General features: G+C 41.9%; 14 protein-coding genes. 11 read left to right on the top strand and 3 right to left on the bottom strand.

Annotated features, from left to right (window positions below; all coding sequences use genetic code 11):
- The first annotated feature begins 61 nt into the window (after positions 1-61).
- The 5 genes from HF078_RS10440 to HF078_RS10420 all read left to right on the top strand — a co-directional run bounded on the left by HF078_RS10440 (position 62) and on the right by HF078_RS10420 (position 4,571).
- Entirely contained in the window at positions 62-595 is a 534-nt protein-coding gene (locus HF078_RS10440; protein WP_240951720.1) for an RNA polymerase sigma factor, read from the top strand.
- Entirely contained in the window at positions 585-1,421 is an 837-nt protein-coding gene (locus tag HF078_RS10435; RefSeq protein WP_169291095.1) for a hypothetical protein, read from the top strand. The genes HF078_RS10440 and HF078_RS10435 overlap by 11 nt, the downstream gene beginning before the upstream one ends.
- A gap of 133 nt (positions 1,422-1,554) precedes the next feature.
- The gene (locus tag HF078_RS10430; RefSeq protein ID WP_169291094.1) at positions 1,555-2,190 is read left to right on the top strand and encodes a lysoplasmalogenase; all 636 of its coding nucleotides are present in this window, start codon (positions 1,555-1,557) and stop codon (positions 2,188-2,190) included.
- A gap of 113 nt (positions 2,191-2,303) precedes the next feature.
- On the top strand, positions 2,304-2,816 hold the full coding sequence (locus tag HF078_RS10425) for a CBO0543 family protein (RefSeq protein WP_169291093.1): 513 nt from the start codon (positions 2,304-2,306) through the stop codon (positions 2,814-2,816).
- 192 nt (positions 2,817-3,008) lie between these two features.
- The gene (locus HF078_RS10420) at positions 3,009-4,571 is read left to right on the top strand and encodes a PAS domain S-box protein (protein ID WP_169291092.1); all 1,563 of its coding nucleotides are present in this window, start codon (positions 3,009-3,011) and stop codon (positions 4,569-4,571) included.
- Between the two features lie 29 nt (positions 4,572-4,600).
- Here the strand turns inward: HF078_RS10420 and HF078_RS10415 are convergent, their stop codons facing one another.
- Positions 4,601-5,113: an acyl-CoA thioesterase gene (locus HF078_RS10415; protein WP_169291091.1), complete on the bottom strand. Its 513-nt coding sequence runs from the start codon at positions 5,111-5,113 to the stop codon at positions 4,601-4,603.
- A gap of 163 nt (positions 5,114-5,276) precedes the next feature.
- On the opposite strand from HF078_RS10415, the gene HF078_RS10410 reads away from it, so the two are divergent.
- A complete protein-coding gene (locus HF078_RS10410) occupies positions 5,277-6,731 on the top strand; it encodes a protein adenylyltransferase SelO (protein ID WP_169291090.1) in 1,455 nt (484 codons plus the stop codon).
- 868 nt (positions 6,732-7,599) lie between these two features.
- Here the strand turns inward: HF078_RS10410 and HF078_RS10405 are convergent.
- Positions 7,600-9,336: an ABC transporter ATP-binding protein gene (locus HF078_RS10405; RefSeq protein WP_169291089.1), complete on the bottom strand. Its 1,737-nt coding sequence runs from the start codon at positions 9,334-9,336 to the stop codon at positions 7,600-7,602.
- A 178-nt stretch (positions 9,337-9,514) separates the two neighbouring features.
- Between HF078_RS10405 and HF078_RS10400 the strand changes: the two genes are divergently transcribed.
- The gene (locus HF078_RS10400) at positions 9,515-10,084 is read left to right on the top strand and encodes a TetR/AcrR family transcriptional regulator (protein WP_169291088.1); all 570 of its coding nucleotides are present in this window, start codon (positions 9,515-9,517) and stop codon (positions 10,082-10,084) included.
- 57 nt (positions 10,085-10,141) lie between these two features.
- Positions 10,142-11,080, top strand: coding sequence for an SDR family NAD(P)-dependent oxidoreductase (locus HF078_RS10395; protein WP_169291087.1), 939 nt, complete (start codon positions 10,142-10,144; stop codon positions 11,078-11,080).
- Positions 11,081-11,140: 60 nt separating this feature from the next.
- Here HF078_RS10395 and HF078_RS10390 read toward each other — a convergent pair whose 3' ends face one another.
- Positions 11,141-12,208, bottom strand: a complete 1,068-nt coding sequence (locus HF078_RS10390) for an AI-2E family transporter (protein WP_169291086.1) — start codon at positions 12,206-12,208, stop codon at positions 11,141-11,143.
- Positions 12,209-12,500: 292 nt separating this feature from the next.
- On the opposite strand from HF078_RS10390, the gene HF078_RS10385 reads away from it, so the two are divergent.
- The 3 genes from HF078_RS10385 (at position 12,501) to HF078_RS10375 (ending at position 14,789) form a co-directional block, all read left to right on the top strand.
- Positions 12,501-12,854: a PadR family transcriptional regulator gene (locus HF078_RS10385; protein WP_169291085.1), complete on the top strand. Its 354-nt coding sequence runs from the start codon at positions 12,501-12,503 to the stop codon at positions 12,852-12,854.
- Positions 12,841-13,830, top strand: coding sequence for a hypothetical protein (locus tag HF078_RS10380; protein ID WP_169291084.1), 990 nt, complete (start codon positions 12,841-12,843; stop codon positions 13,828-13,830). Before HF078_RS10385 ends, HF078_RS10380 begins: the two co-directional genes overlap by 14 nt.
- Positions 13,831-13,946: 116 nt before the next feature.
- The gene (locus HF078_RS10375; RefSeq protein ID WP_169291083.1) at positions 13,947-14,789 is read left to right on the top strand and encodes an STAS domain-containing protein; all 843 of its coding nucleotides are present in this window, start codon (positions 13,947-13,949) and stop codon (positions 14,787-14,789) included.
- Positions 14,790-14,863 lie beyond the last annotated feature (74 nt).

Raw genomic sequence — 14,863 nt, 5'->3', positions numbered from 1 at the left:
CAATCCTCACGTCCTTAAAGTAAGCAAATTTGCGATAGCTATAGAGAGATAGGTGAAATAAATGGAGGGAGAATGGTCAATTCGAAAGCTGGATGATTGGTATGAGCGTTATAGTGATGAGGTTTTTCGTTATGTTCTGATGATGACCGGTGATCCAGAGATGGCGAAGGACTTGACCCATGATACGTATATCAAGGCTTATCATGCACTAGATCGTTTTAAAGGGGAGACAAGCGAAAGGAATTGGCTGTACAGGATTGCCCGGAATGCGACAATCGATGAGTTTCGTAAGAGGAAGCCTTTTCGGTTTGTAGCGGATTCTTTTGCCGCTACTGCCATGCTTTCAACTACGGAATATCTACCAGAACAGGTAACGCAGCAAGGGGAATATGAGGCGTATCTGTATCGTGCTTTGCAACAATTGAAAAGATCTTATCGAGAGGTCATTATTTTACGAAAAATAAAGGATTTGACGGTGCGGGAAACCGCAGAAATTCTAAGTTGGAGTGAAGGTAAGGTGAAGACCACTTTGCACAGAGCGTTGGAAGCTTTGAAAAAACAGATGCTGAAGGAGGGTTATAACCATGACGCATGAAAAAGATGAGAGTCGCTTGGATCTTACATTGAAAGGATATCAGGCGATCAGGATGGATGAGGAAGGAAAGAAAGAAATCCATGAACGAGTGATGGAGACAGTTAGACATCGGGAGATAAGACAACAAAGGAGATGGGATATGAGGCCGGTCGTTTCATTCATGTTGGCTGGGTTTTTGTTGGTGATTGGTGGGTACTTTGTTGCTTCAGAGTTGATTTTATCAGATGATACGGAAAAGAGTTTGACGGTGGAGGAAGAGAATGACACTGTTGTAGAAGCTGGAAATGGAGGGGTGACTCCTTATACTAATTTAGAAAAAGCGGCCTCTGCTAAGCTTGGGACAGAGGTTCATATTCCGTTTCATGCTGATGTCCCTTTACGGACAGCTTTTATCATGCATGACGGTTATATTCTTAGTGATGATGAGGAGTTTTTAGGAGATCCGGTAGTGGCAGCTTTGGTGTATAGTACTCTTGAAGCGGGTGATGAAGAAGGGAAGTCAGAGGAACTTGGGAAGTTATCGAAATCTACGGATTTGATATATGGGGAGTTTCTGTTGAATGATAAACACATGGTCGCGCTGAACATTTTAAATGGAAAAACGAGTCATATCGATTTAATTAATAGCAACCTGATTGGTGAGGAGAAAACTATTGCCGGAAAAACTGTCTACTATAGTCAAAGAAAAGGATCTATTCCAAATACGTTCCGGATAAGTTTCCGGGTGAACGAAGATGTGTATGCATTCTATTTCAATGCGGAAAGAGTATCGGAAAGTTATGCGTACGCTTTTGTGGAGAAGTCATTGAAGCAGATAGTGGAGTGATATAGAGGGAGGGTTCATTCGCATTAGCGTGAGAACCCTCCTTTATTGTTATGAAGTTTTGAAAAAGGCTATCAAGAGTGTTGGATGTGGATTAAAATATAGAGTAAATAAAAGGGTGAAGGAGGTTATTGGATTGTTGTTATCGCTCTCATTTCTCACCATGTTTCTCGGTGTTTTTTATCTTTTTGCAGTAGAAAAACAATATAGATCATGGATGTATATTTTAAAGCCAGGGACTATGGTAATCATTATTTTTATAGCGATATTGGGGTTGGGAAATGTATCTTTTACATATGGCTGGTGGATTCTAGCTGGATTATTATTTTCGATTTTTGGTGATATTTTTTTGATGCTACCAAGGGACCGTTTTGTTTATGGATTAGTATCTTTTTTGGCCGGGCATGTATGCTATGTTGTGGCTTTTTGGTATTTTCCTGGCGGTGGTTCCGTAAGTATATGGATTTCTGGAGCACTATTTCTTGTCGCTATTCTCTATCTTATGAAACTTTCGAAAGGGGTTGTGAATTCGGGAGGTTCCGTTCTTTTTCTAGCAGTCACAGCGTATGTAACGATTATTACTGCTATGGTATGGACAGCACTTTATAGTCAACAGCCTCTAATTATAGCAGGCGCCATCTTGTTTTTCTTTTCCGACGCCATTCTTGCATGGGATAGATTTGTCGGTAAGCTAACCTATAGAAACTTTTTGGTGATGATCCCTTATTATTTGGCACAATATCTATTTGCGATTTCTTTGCATTGGATTTAAATTTTTTCATGTAGATGTACCTTAAACATCATTAAAACAAGCTCGGATAATATCTTTCTTGTTGGGAAACGTATAAGTAGTAAAATTACCATTCTTGAGGAAAGGGTGTCCCAATGGAGAGAAAAATGTTAAACCTATTAAATATACTTTGTATGGTTTCCTTACCATTTGTATTTAGAGGTTCAAAAATGAGAGAGAATATACTGGTTTTTTTCCTAAAGGGAGTTATTTCGATGCTACTGGATTCATATGTAGTAGGAACGAAAAAAATTGCTTATCCAGTAAGGCCTTTTTCAAAAATTTTTAGTACAAATATTATTTATGATTTATTGTTCTTTCCAATATTAAGTGTCATTTGGGTTAGAATTTCTTACCATGATAATTTGAAAACTTTACTACTGAAAAGTATGATTTTTAGTGTTCCCATGAGTTTATGTCAATGGTGGCTGGAAAAAAACTCAAGATTATTTGAGTGGAAAAAATGGTCTGTATTCCATACATTTGGGAGTATCAATTTCACCTTGTTTTTGGTTAGAGGTATTATAGGCTTCTTAAAAAGAGTAGAAGTGATGAATCAAGAGAGTGTAACCAATTCAATCAATCATTGTTCCACCCAAGGTAATTAAACTTGGGTTTTTTTGTTTGACTTTATTAAAAACTACGTAAAAGAGAATCTTTGCGTCTGTTCAGGACGATATCTAGTCTTTTAAAAAAATTGCTTCTCCAATTGTGGAAATAAAAAGCCAAAAGCACTTTAATGTGGTAAAGTTATTATTAGAATAGTAAGAAAATACTAAAGGAACGTTGAGGGGCATACTATGCTGAATGAACTTTTACATAAAAATCCTTTTGAACATGATGATACGGTAGAGAAAATATTATCTCGTTTGGTAGTAGAGTTGCAAGAGATGCTCTCAGAAGATGCCGTTGTAACGACGATGATCTTTGATGATGCGACGCAAACATTGAGTCCCGGACCGGGTTATGATGGATTTCCGGAGTGTTTCATGGAGAGAGCCAAAAACCTTCCGCTTGGCGTTGGCGGATGCGGCATAGCAGCAAATGAAAAGCGCATTGTCATTTGCGAAGATATGCATACGGATCCTGTGTGGGAGCCTTTTTTAGAACTTACTAACTTGGCTGGAGTACGCGCTGTCTGGTCCCTCCCTATTTACTATCGAGAGAAAATATATGGAACGTTTGCTATTTATCATCGTTATCCATATCATCCGACTGAAATGGATATACGTCTGTCCATTTTAATGAGTAAGCATGCGGTTACGGCCTTTACTTTTTTACGAAAACAGGAATTTGAAAATATGTATCAGCTCATTTCAGAGCATTCGAAAGACATCATTACGCTAGCTTCACCGGACGGGACGGTTCAATACATCAATCCTGCCGTGACCGATATACTTGGCTACAGTCAAGAGGATATCATCGGAGCTGATTTTACTCAATTCATTCCATCGGAAGATCTAGAAACCGTACAAAGTTTTAACGATGAAATAAATAATGCTCAAACATCAGTAAGTAAAGAGTTCCGTATTTTAACAAAGGATGGCAGAACTATTTGGCTTGAAACAGTTTCAAAACCAGTTTTTGATGAATACGGAAAACTCGAGCAAATCATTAGTACAACTAGAGATATCTCGGAGCGCCGAGAATCAGAAGAAGCGCTGGTTAATTCAGAAAAATTAACAGCAGTGGGGCAGTTGGCTGCAGGGGTTGCTCATGAAATACGAAATCCGCTCACTTCCTTAAAAGGATTCTTGCAGTTAATTAACATACAAAACGGAGTGAATCCTCAATACTATGAAATTATGGCAAGTGAGTTGGAACGGATTGAACTGATTTCTAATGAAATGCTAGTGCTTGCCAAACCACAAGCAAAATCCTTGGAAAATGTGGACATGGTTAAGCTTTTGAAGAATGTAGTATTTTTGCTGGACTCACAGGCATTGTTCCTCAATATAGGAATCAAGCTGGAAGTACCGGAATCATTGATGCATGACTGTGTGGAAAGTGAAATGAAGCAAGTGTTCATCAACCTCTTAAAAAATGCCTTTGAAGCGATGCCGCGTGGTGGAGAGGTAACCATCCGTCTAAAGGAAACAGCCGAATCGGTTTATATAGAATTTGAAGATCAAGGTGTCGGTATCTCTCCTGAAAAGATTAAGGAGTTGGGAAAACCGTTTTTTACAACAAAAGAAAAAGGAACAGGCTTAGGCCTGCTTGTTACAAATAAAATTATTAAAAATCATAATGGGTCGCTTGATTATGAGAGTGAATTGAATAAAGGAACGGTTGCAAGGATTACATTGGAAAAGCAAAACGCTGTCACAGCGGAAGTGAATCTTTCAGCGAATGTGATGGAATAGAGGAGAGTGCTGGGATAGTGAGCACTCTCTTATTTTTGTTGTGAAAATCCATTTGTCAGCTTGGAAGCTAGCGCTTTGGATTCTGCTCTTCTGGTGCGACGTGCTTTTGCCCGTTCTTCCCCGGTTTTGTTTAGGTACAGCTCTTCTTCTGTTTCTGGTGTAATAGAAGGTACTGGAGCAGGCTTTCCTTGATCATCTAGTGCCACAAACGTTAAAAAGGCTGTCGCTGCAATGTTTTTGGTACCTTTTGTTAAATCCTCTGCTGTCACTTTCACAAAAACTTCCATGGAAGAATTCCCTGTCCAAGTTACAAACGATTCAAAAATTACGGCATCAGTAGGTCGGATTGGTGATAGAAAATCCACCGAGTCCATGGAGGCTGTTACACATTCACAACGGCACATGCGGGCAGCTGAAATGGAGGCTAGCATGTCCACATCAGACAATAGCTTTCCTCCAAACAGAGTGTTGTGATTGTTAATGTCGTTTGGAAACACACGGCTTGTTCGGACGACGCGGGTATCTTTGCAAGTTTTGTTCATGGAGTATCTCCTTGTCTGTTACTTGTTTGAGATATATTTTAGCATTATTTTCCTCAAATGCGAAATTTGAACTTTCTATGGGCAAGGCTGATTTTATTAAATTTGGCGGTACAAAGGGTATAATAAATGTATTGACCTAGACAGATGAGAGGAAGGGGATTTGATGACCATTACTAACAATATAGGATGGAAATTTGATAATAGCTATGAATCATTACCTGAATTGTTTTTTTCAAAAATAGAGCCGAACCCTGTGGAGGCACCGAAGTTGGTTGTCCTAAATGAGACGGTTGCCAGTGAGCTTGGACTGAGAGCGGAAGCATTGCAAGATGGTGTCGGTTTATCGATTCTTGCAGGTAACACCGTTCCAGAAGGTGGTTCAGGTATAGCTCAAGCGTATGCGGGCCATCAGTTTGGCAATTTTACGATGCTTGGCGATGGCCGTGCCTTGTTGGTGGGGGAGCAAATTACACCTTCTGGAAAGCGTTTTGATATTCAGTTGAAGGGTTCGGGGCGGACTCCATATTCCCGGGGTGGCGATGGTCGTGCAACTTTGGGACCGATGCTGCGTGAGTATATTATAAGTGAAGCGATGCACGGCTTGGGGATCCCGACCACACGAAGTTTGGCTGTGGTGAAAACTGGGGAAGAGGTCTTGCGGGAAGGATTGTTACCTGGAGCAGTCATGACCCGAGTTGCGTCCAGTCACCTTCGTTTTGGAACCTTTCAATTTGCTGCTCAGTGGGGTGACTTGGAAAAGTTGCATGCATTGGCTGACTATGCAATGAAACGCCACTTCCCTGAGTTGGATCCCGGTGACTATCTTGGATTTTTTAGAAAAGTGATGGAGCAACAGGCGGAGCTGATTGCGAAATGGCAGTTGGTTGGTTTTATTCACGGTGTGATGAACACAGATAACATGACAATTAGCGGGGAAACCATCGACTATGGACCATGTGCGTTTATGGATGTGTATGACCCGGCGACCGTGTTCAGTTCCATTGATGTACAAGGTCGTTATTCATATGAAAACCAGCCGCGAATCGGCGGTTGGAACTTGGCACGTTTTGCGGAAGCTTTGTTGCCGTTGTTTGATCAGGAGCAAAAGCGTGCTGTCGAGTTGGTTCAAGAAGAGTTGTATAAGTTTTCGGACTTGTATAAGGGGTATTGGCTTGCAGGGATGCGTGCGAAACTTGGGTTGTTTGGTGAAGAATCTGGGGATGAGGTATTGGTGCAGGGGCTGCTTGATGTGATGAAGGAAAGCAAGGCGGATTTTACGAATACGTTTCGTGAGTTGACATTGAGTGAATTGGATTTGGCTGAAAGACCTGCGTTTTTGGAATGGCATTCATTGTGGCAGGAGCGTTTAGGTAGGCAGTCTGCGAGTGCGGAGGAGGTTCGTGAGCTGATGCAGAAGAACAATCCTGGTGTTATTGCGCGAAACCACCGGGTGGAAACTGCATTGGAAGCGGCTGTAGAACATGGGAATTATGGTGTGATGGAGAATTTGGTGAGGATCTTGCGTGATCCGTATGCATATTCGGAGGAACAGGAAGATTATTGTGTGGCGCCGGGTGCGAGTGTGACCGCTGGGTACCGAACGTATTGTGGGACTTAGGGTGATTTTCGTTTTGGCACGAACTTGAGTGGTTTTGGCACGAGCTCGTGTGGTTTTGGCACGAACTTGAGTGGTTTTGGCATCAACTTGAGTGGTTTCGGCACGAGCTCGGTTGATTTCGGCATGAACTTTAAAGAAAGTTAGGTTGAATTGCTATAGAGAGGTCGTCTCTATTCCCGAACCTCAATGGGAATAGGGAAAACGGTAGTAGAGAGTCGGTCTCTCCACCCGAAATGGAATGGGAATAGGGAAAACGGTAGTAGAGAGTCGGTCTCTCCGCCCGAACCGCAATGGAAACAGAGAAAACGGTAGTAGAGAGGCAGTCTCTCCGCCCGAAATGGAATGGGAATAGGGAAAACGGTAGTAGAGAGGCAGTCTCTCCGCCCGAAATGGAATGGGAATAGGGAAAACGGTAGTAGAGAGGCAGTCTCTCCGCCCGAACCACAATGGAAACAGAGAAAACGGTAGTAGAGAGGCAGTCTCTCCACCCGAAATGGAATGGGAATAGGGAAAACGGTAGTAGAGAGGCAGTCTCTCCGCCCGAACTGCAATGGGAATAGGGAAAAATGGTAGTAGAGAGGCAGTCTCTCCGCCCGAACTGCAATGGGAATAGGGAAAACGGTAGTAGAGAGTCGGTCTCTCCCCCCGAACCGCAAATGGGAATAGGGAAAACGGTAGTAGAGAGTCGGTCTCTCCGCCCGAAATGCAAATGGGAACAGGGAAAATGGTAGTAGAGAAGCGGTTTCTCTGGACTCTGGAAAACGGTAACAGAGAAACCGACTCAATACCCAAATCTTGAATTAGAACAAATCTACCATAAAAAAAGGTCAAGGACTCCGCATCCTTGACCTTTTTTCTTATCTCCAACCTAAGTCAACTGCTGCTCCGCAAACTCGCGATACAACTTATGCGACTCCACCAACTCCTGATGAGTCCCCATTCCAGTGATCTCGCCTTTTTCGATAAAAATGATCTTATCCGCATTCACAATCGTAGAAAGGCGATGCGCAATCACAAATGTTGTCCGGCCTTCCATCAGCCTAGTCAACGCCTGCTGGACGATTCCTTCTGACTGACTGTCAAGGCTTGCCGTTGCTTCGTCCATCATCAAAATCTTAGGGTCGCGCAAAAAGGCACGGGCAATCGCGATTCGTTGGCGTTGTCCGCCAGATAGCATCACTCCGCGTTCGCCCACTTCGGTATCGAGCCCTTTCGGAAACTCTTGAATGAACTGGTCGGCATATGCCATCTTGGCTACTTCCCATAGGCGGTCATCTGTAAGCTCCTCTTTATTTTCCAACCCATACGTCAAGTTATCTCGGATGGTACCGGCCATCATCGGGCTGTCTTGGGAAACATAGCCGATTTGCTGGCGCCATGCTTTCATGGATAAGGAGGAGATAGGTAACGCGCCGACGTAAATTTCCCCGTTTGTTGGTTCATAAAAGCGTTCCAGCAGACCGAAAAGTGTACTTTTCCCGCCGCCGCTCGGTCCTGCAAAGGCAACCATCATGCCAGGTTCAACATCAAAGGAAACATTACGCAAGATAGGCTCGTCCTCGTTGTATCCAAAGGACACACTTTTTACGAAAACGGATTGATTGGTAATATCCGCAGCCAATCCTTCCTGTCCGGGTTCGTCATCGATTTCTAGAATATCAATAATTCTTTCCGTCGCGCCTTTAGCCTTCTGTAGCTGTGTAAAAAACATCGTAAAAGATGTAATCGGAAAAATAATCTGGAACAGGTAGAGCAGGAAAGCAACGAGTTCCCCGGTTGTCATGGTGCCTTCTGCTACCCGAATTCCGCCATAACCGATAATCACCACAATCACAAGCATGACGACCATATACATAAGCGGTCCGATTATAGCAAAAATACGAGCTTCTCTAAGACCAAAAGTGAGTAGCGTGCGAATGCCAGACTTCCCTTTAATCTCTTCTACCGCTTCCGCATTTGATGCCTTCATCAGACGAATCTCACTTAGAGTCTGCTGGACACTGCCGGTAAAATTGGCCGTTTCATCTTGCATGCCACGTGAGATCTTCGCCATTTTCGTACCAAGTGGAATCATGACCAGCGTTGTTACTGGCACGGAAATCAGCATAAGCAATGTCATTTTCCAGTCCATGATGAAGAGGATGATGACAGCACCGATAATCGTGATAATTCCTGTGATGAACTGCGGGAAGTGCTGTGAGATCAAATCTTTTACAATCCCTGTGTCGTTAACTACACGACTGACCGATTCGCCACTTGTTTTTTTGTCAAAATAACTGACAGGCAGACGGATCAATTTGAACCACATTTTCTCGCGAAGGCCGGCAACGATGCTTTGGCCGACATAAGCGAGGGAGTAGGTGGATAATCCGTCAATCACAGCTTGTAAAATAAAGACGCCTGCAATTGCAACAATAAGACCGACACTAAGTGATTCCATGGAAAAGCCGTCGACTAGTTGCTGGGTAAGCAAGGGAATGGTTAGTCCAACAAGTGTGGTGATTAGACTGCCGACTAATCCCAGTGTTAGTGCGAGTTTTGGGATATTAGTCGACATGATAAGGGCGGTAAATTTTTTCAAATTAGTATTCGAAGCTTGCTCCATTTATTGTGTGTCTCCTTTTAGAAGGTTTGTTTGATAATTGTACGTTTATTAAATAAGTTAGTTCCACTATCATTGTGACAGATTGAGGAACATGTTACCAATTTTTTAGTTGACAACAGTATTTCCAAAGGTATATATTTTAATTAAACAGTGGTCAATAAAAAGGATGAGTAAGGAAATGACACCTAGAAAAGCGGTAACAAATGAATTAACTCAGATGATGGTAATGAATGCAGCACGGGAGTTGTTTCGCAAGAAGGGTTATCAACAGGTTTCGATGCGGCAAATAGCTGCAGAGTTAGGTTATAGTCATGGTGCTATTTATTATCATTTTAAAAATAAAGCGGAACTTTTTTACGCCATGATTGAATCGGATTTTAAAGAACTAGATCTTTGGCTGGACAATGTGATGATGCAGAACCTTGATAACAAAACAAAATTAACGCAAGTTTTGCTCGAATTCATCCGCTTTGGCCTTACGCATAAGAGTCAATATGAGATGATGTTTCTGCTTTCAGATGAAGAAGTGAAAAGCTATGTTAATAAAGGTCCGAATGAATCTTATGAGAAGTTTGCAGAGGCACTTTTAAAACTTAGCAATCAATCTATCAGCATCCAGCAAGCATGGTCCATTTTCCTTTCCTTACACGGTTTCGTTAGTCACTATTGCCGGTGTGATGCAGACTATGAAGAAGTGAAAGGCTTGGCAGAATCACATGTGAATTTTATCCTGGCATCTTTGGGGTAAAATTTTTTGAACATTTATTGACCGTCGGTTAAAAACTAGGCAGGGGGGTATATTTTTATGAAAAAAGCATTGGTTATAGGGGCTTCAGGTGGAATGGGGCATTCATTGGTGATGGAACTAGTTAGTCGCGGGGTGGATGTAGTGGCTTTTGCCAGAGGTATAGAGAAACTTGAGGAGCTATTTGCTAGTGAAGAAAAAGTGACACTCGTAGCTGGAGATGCAGGAAGTAAAGAGAAGTTGATCTTTGCAGCTAAAGGTGTTGATGTCATTTTTCATGCACTGAACCTTCCTTATGAACAGTGGAAGGATAAGTTGTTGCCAATTACCCAAAATATTATCCATGCAGCGGAAGAGAATGGTGCAAAACTAGCCATGGTAGATAACATTTATGCTTATGGAAAAAGCGGTGGTAACAGGATTACCGAGAATATGGAAAAAAACCCTCATACCAAAAAAGGGAAGCTTCGAAAGGTAATGGGGGAAACGATTCAACAGTCCTCTATTCCGTCATTAATTTGCCACTTTCCAGACTTTTATGGGCCGAATGCTACTAATACTTACATGCACTTTACTCTGGATCAACTCCTGCAAAAAAGAAAGGGAGGTTTTGTCGGACCGAGAAACATTGAAAGGGAATTTATTTATACGAAAGATGGAGCTAAGGTGATGGTGGAGTTAGCTTTAAAAGAGGATGCCTATGGGCACTGTTGGAATATCCCTGCCGTATCGACCATTACCGGGCGTGACTTTGAAAAAATCGTGAAAGGACAGCTAGGTAAAGATAAGCAACTTTACTACATTACAAAGCCTCTGTTTGCTCTTTATGCCCTGGTTGCTGGAAAGGGAATGCGTGAGGCGGTGGAAATGCAATATATCAACACTGAGCCTACCATTCTATCAGGGGAAAAACTAGAGAAGTTTCTTGGGACAATGGAGTGGACTCCATATGAAAAAGGAATAGAAGAAACGTTAAGATATATGAAAAAACAAACATAAGTTAGAAAAGGGGAAGCAGTTTGAGTGGCTGATTCCCCTTTTTTAATTGAAGTTTTCTGCTTAAGCCCTTCGTAACCGATAAACCTCATACAGATTCTTGGTCACAACCTTCAAAACTGAATACACGGGAACCGCCAACAGAATACCGATAAATCCGTACAGCTTCCCTGCTGCAAGAAGGAGCAGGATGACTGTCAAAGGGTGAATGGAGAGCTTGTTTCCGATAATCTGCGGGGAAACCAAATTTCCTTCAATCTGTTGCACGATTGCAAGAAGTATTAATATCTTCACGACCATAAATGGATCAGTCATCAGTCCGATGATCCCTGCGGGCAGTACTCCTAATGCCGGACCGATAATGGGAACGACAGCGGTAATCACGATAAATATGGCCAGCACAAGCGCATAATCCAATCCGATGATGAGATAGCCTATGTACATGAGAAAGCCATTCACCAATGCCACAATCATTTGTCCGCCAATGTAGGTGGATAAAGTCTTGTCTATATCGGTTAACAATCTTTTTCCTTCGTCATGATGCTTGTTCGGCAGCATTTTCAAGATAAAGGGCAAGAGTTTATGGCCATCCTTTAGAAAATAGAACAAGATGAACGGGGCTACAACAAGGATGGTCACAAAGTTAGTGATGGAGGAAATGATGGCGGATACGTTCTCTCCAATGCGTTGGGACTGTTCTTTTAAAAAGGCTAGACCTCTCTGTTTAGCTTCCTCATAAGAGATGAGGCCGAAGTTATTTTCATCAATCAGTTCCTTTGTTTGTTCTTCATTTTTTTCAAGAAAAGATGGGAAGTCTTCTGCAAACTGTGCGATCTGCTCCTCGATTTTCCCTCCAACGGAATAGCCGGCTAATACAGCAGCTCCAATAATAGCTGAGAATACAAGAATGATAGCCAAGGTACGCGGGATAAACTTGGACTTTGCGAGCAGATTCACCAATGGCTTTAAGATATAAAATAGAAAGCCAGCAATTAGGATAGGAAAGAATAGGGTTGTGATAAAGCTAATAATTGGATTAACAATAAATTGAACTTTACTTAATAGAAAAACTATTAATAATACTAGAATGATACCTGTTGCATATTTAAAGAACGGGTGTCTGATCCACATGCTATCCCTCCAGAGAAAGTAATAGTAGTTTATTCCCTAGAATAGAGGTGGATGAAACGGGAAGTGTGATTCGTTCAAAAGGGACAGGAGGTTTTTGCCAGTCCCTTTTGCTATTACTTCGCAAGTCATGATATAACCTCCTAGAAGTATTAGTTGCATAGTATATGCACCTAAGATAAAGAGGTGTAAACACACATTTCTGATGAATACCTTTACTTTTTTCACCTCCATACTGTATGATACATAGTATAAACCATACTGTACGACATATAGTATAAATAGAGGTGAGTAGATGAGCGATGGATTGTTGCAGTCGTTGACGACGGAATTAAGGCGTGGGACTTTGACATTAGCGGTATTAAGTCAGCTGAGAACGCCTCAGTATGGCTATTCACTAGTTCAATTGCTTGAAAAAAGTGGAATCACCATTGAGCAAAGTACACTTTATCCATTGCTTAGGCGTTTGGAAAAGCAGGAGCTGGTAACGAGTAGTTGGGACAAAACGGAGAGTAGGCCGCGGAGGTACTACGTTTTAAGTGAGTATGGGACGGAGACTTTTGAGAAGTTGAAAAAGGAATGGGAGAAAACGTCTCAGGAGCTTGCCATTTTACTAAGAGAGGAGAATGAGGACAATGAAACTGATTGAGTTGTATGTTCAGGAGGTGATTCGAAGGCTGCCGGAGAAACAACAGGATGATATCGGACTTGAACTACGTTCGACCATCGAGGATATGCTTCCGGATGATTATCAGGAAGAAGATGTAAAAGCAGTACTATCAGAGCTTGGGCATCCAGCAAAGCTAGCCAGCGGTTATTTGGATAAACCGATGCATTTGATAGGTCCGCGGTATTTTGATGTGTATGTAAGTCTGTTGAAGCTCATTATTCCACTCGCAATGATCATCTCTTTTTGCGTGGTGACCTTCGTGGGCATTTTTTCTTATAGTGGTGAGGGGGAAATCTTCCCGGTTATTCTTGGCATGATTGCTGACGGGATATGGAACAGTCTTAGTGCCGGAGTTCAGACATTTTTCTGGATAACGATTACGTTTGCATTGGTGGAAAGACTGGATAATTCCGATAACACTAATCCAATTACATCGAAGTGGAAGGAATGGGCCCCTGAGGATTTAAAAGATGTCACATATGTTCCAAAAAGAAAAGCCATTTCAAAAGTAGAATTGTTGGGCAGTTTAATCTGGACGGTTATTTGGGTAGCTGGTTATTTTAATGCCAATAAGTTGCTTGGAATCTATGAAAAAGGGGAAGAGGGATTGACACTTGTGACGCCCCTTTTCAATCAAACCCAATTGATTTCCTTCTGGCCCCTGGTGATACTAGTAATGATTTTGGAGGTTGGACAGGTGGCGTATAAATGGAGGCTTGGGCAATGGACCATAAAGCTTGTTTTGGCAAATGCTATTGTTCATGCTGTATCGCTTGCTGTATTTATTATCGTGTTCCACAACCTTGCTGTGTTTAATCCAGCGTTTTTCAACTATTTTGAAGAGCTGTTTGGCCTTACGTACCAGCTAGATCTTATTTTCTGGGTTGCGGTGTTGGTGTTCTTTCTTACTTCTATATCGGAAATTTATCAAGGTGTGAGAAAAGCAAAACGGTGATGTTTAAGGGAGGCGGGAAGTTGCCGTACTCCCTTATTTTTTTGTCGAATAAAAGAGGATTACGTTTTTCTTTATAGAAATAGGAAGTAATAAATATCTATAAAGGAGATCATTAAATGACTGTGAAATTTGTCAGCAATGGAGAAGTTACCAGTTTTCTAAAGGACCATAAGGATGAGTTCGAGGCTACTTTGCTATCAGAGGCTGTGAATGTCGCATCGAAAATTAATGATATTTTGCAAAAGGGAAATATCGATCTTCTTAAAAATGCGCAAACCTTGATTCAACGAGTGGTGGAGCAAAAAGAGACGGAAGTTATTGACTTCGCTGAACAAGAAGGGATTGCATGGGCGAAGCATTCTCACTCTCTTACTTTATCATTTAAGCTAGAATGGGTTCAGGCAATCAGGAGAACTCTATGGAAATTTATAAATAGATTTATTGATGAAAGAGGAGAATATCTCACGCAAGAAGACTTCTTTGAAATAGAAAAGAAAATCAATAATAATATCGACTATTTTCTAAATAGTTTCTTCTTGAGCTATTCTCATTACAAGGATGAGCTGATCAGTTCGCAAAGGAAATTGGTAGAGCATTTATCTGTTCCGATTATTCCTGTAAGTGCAACGGTTGCCGTGTTGCCATTGATTGGAAATGTGGATGACTATCGAATTCGCATCATTGAAGAGAAGGCGCTAATGGAGATTTCCAACTTGAAGTTGCAGACACTTGTATTAGACCTCTCTGGCGTCACCACTATGGATCAGGATGTCATTGCAGTATTTGAGGATATCTTGACTGGGATCTCGATGATGGGATGCAAAGCAGTAATCACTGGCTTGCGTGCAGAACTTGTTAGGAAGATGGTCAGCATGGGAGTGACCTTCCATCAATATGCAGAAACGCATGGGACGCTGCAACAGACCCTGAGGAAGTATGTTGTTGCGCAGGAAGTATAGAAGAATTAGGATTATGCTAGAAGAATTTAAAGAAGACAAGTGTGAGTTCGGATGGATAAACCGGACTTCCACTT

The organism is Bacillus sp. RO2, assembly GCF_012911845.1.
In the GTDB taxonomy this organism is placed as follows: domain Bacteria; phylum Bacillota; class Bacilli; order Bacillales; family Bacillaceae_I; genus Sutcliffiella_A.
Note: the sequence above shows the minus strand (reverse complement) of the source record. Positions and strands in the feature narration are given on the sequence as shown.

Bases quoted from the DNA above. Each gene is read 5' to 3' on its own strand.
- HF078_RS10415 (WP_169291091.1), bottom strand. From the start codon at position 5,113: ATGAACAAAACTTGCAAAGATACCCGCGTCGTCCGAACAAGCCGTGTG.
- HF078_RS10395 (WP_169291087.1), top strand. From the start codon at position 10,142: ATGAAAAAAGCATTGGTTATAGGGGCTTCAGGTGGAATGGGGCATTCA.
- HF078_RS10400 (WP_169291088.1), top strand. From the start codon at position 9,515: ATGACACCTAGAAAAGCGGTAACAAATGAATTAACTCAGATGATGGTA.
- HF078_RS10380 (WP_169291084.1), top strand. From the start codon at position 12,841: ATGAAACTGATTGAGTTGTATGTTCAGGAGGTGATTCGAAGGCTGCCG.
- HF078_RS10375 (WP_169291083.1), top strand. From the start codon at position 13,947: ATGACTGTGAAATTTGTCAGCAATGGAGAAGTTACCAGTTTTCTAAAG.
- HF078_RS10410 (WP_169291090.1), top strand. From the start codon at position 5,277: ATGACCATTACTAACAATATAGGATGGAAATTTGATAATAGCTATGAA.
- HF078_RS10390 (WP_169291086.1), bottom strand. From the start codon at position 12,208: ATGTGGATCAGACACCCGTTCTTTAAATATGCAACAGGTATCATTCTA.
- HF078_RS10440 (WP_240951720.1), top strand. From the start codon at position 62: ATGGAGGGAGAATGGTCAATTCGAAAGCTGGATGATTGGTATGAGCGT.
- HF078_RS10435 (WP_169291095.1), top strand. From the start codon at position 585: ATGACGCATGAAAAAGATGAGAGTCGCTTGGATCTTACATTGAAAGGA.
- HF078_RS10420 (WP_169291092.1), top strand. From the start codon at position 3,009: ATGCTGAATGAACTTTTACATAAAAATCCTTTTGAACATGATGATACG.
- HF078_RS10425 (WP_169291093.1), top strand. From the start codon at position 2,304: ATGGAGAGAAAAATGTTAAACCTATTAAATATACTTTGTATGGTTTCC.
- HF078_RS10405 (WP_169291089.1), bottom strand. From the start codon at position 9,336: ATGGAGCAAGCTTCGAATACTAATTTGAAAAAATTTACCGCCCTTATC.
- HF078_RS10385 (WP_169291085.1), top strand. From the start codon at position 12,501: ATGAGCGATGGATTGTTGCAGTCGTTGACGACGGAATTAAGGCGTGGG.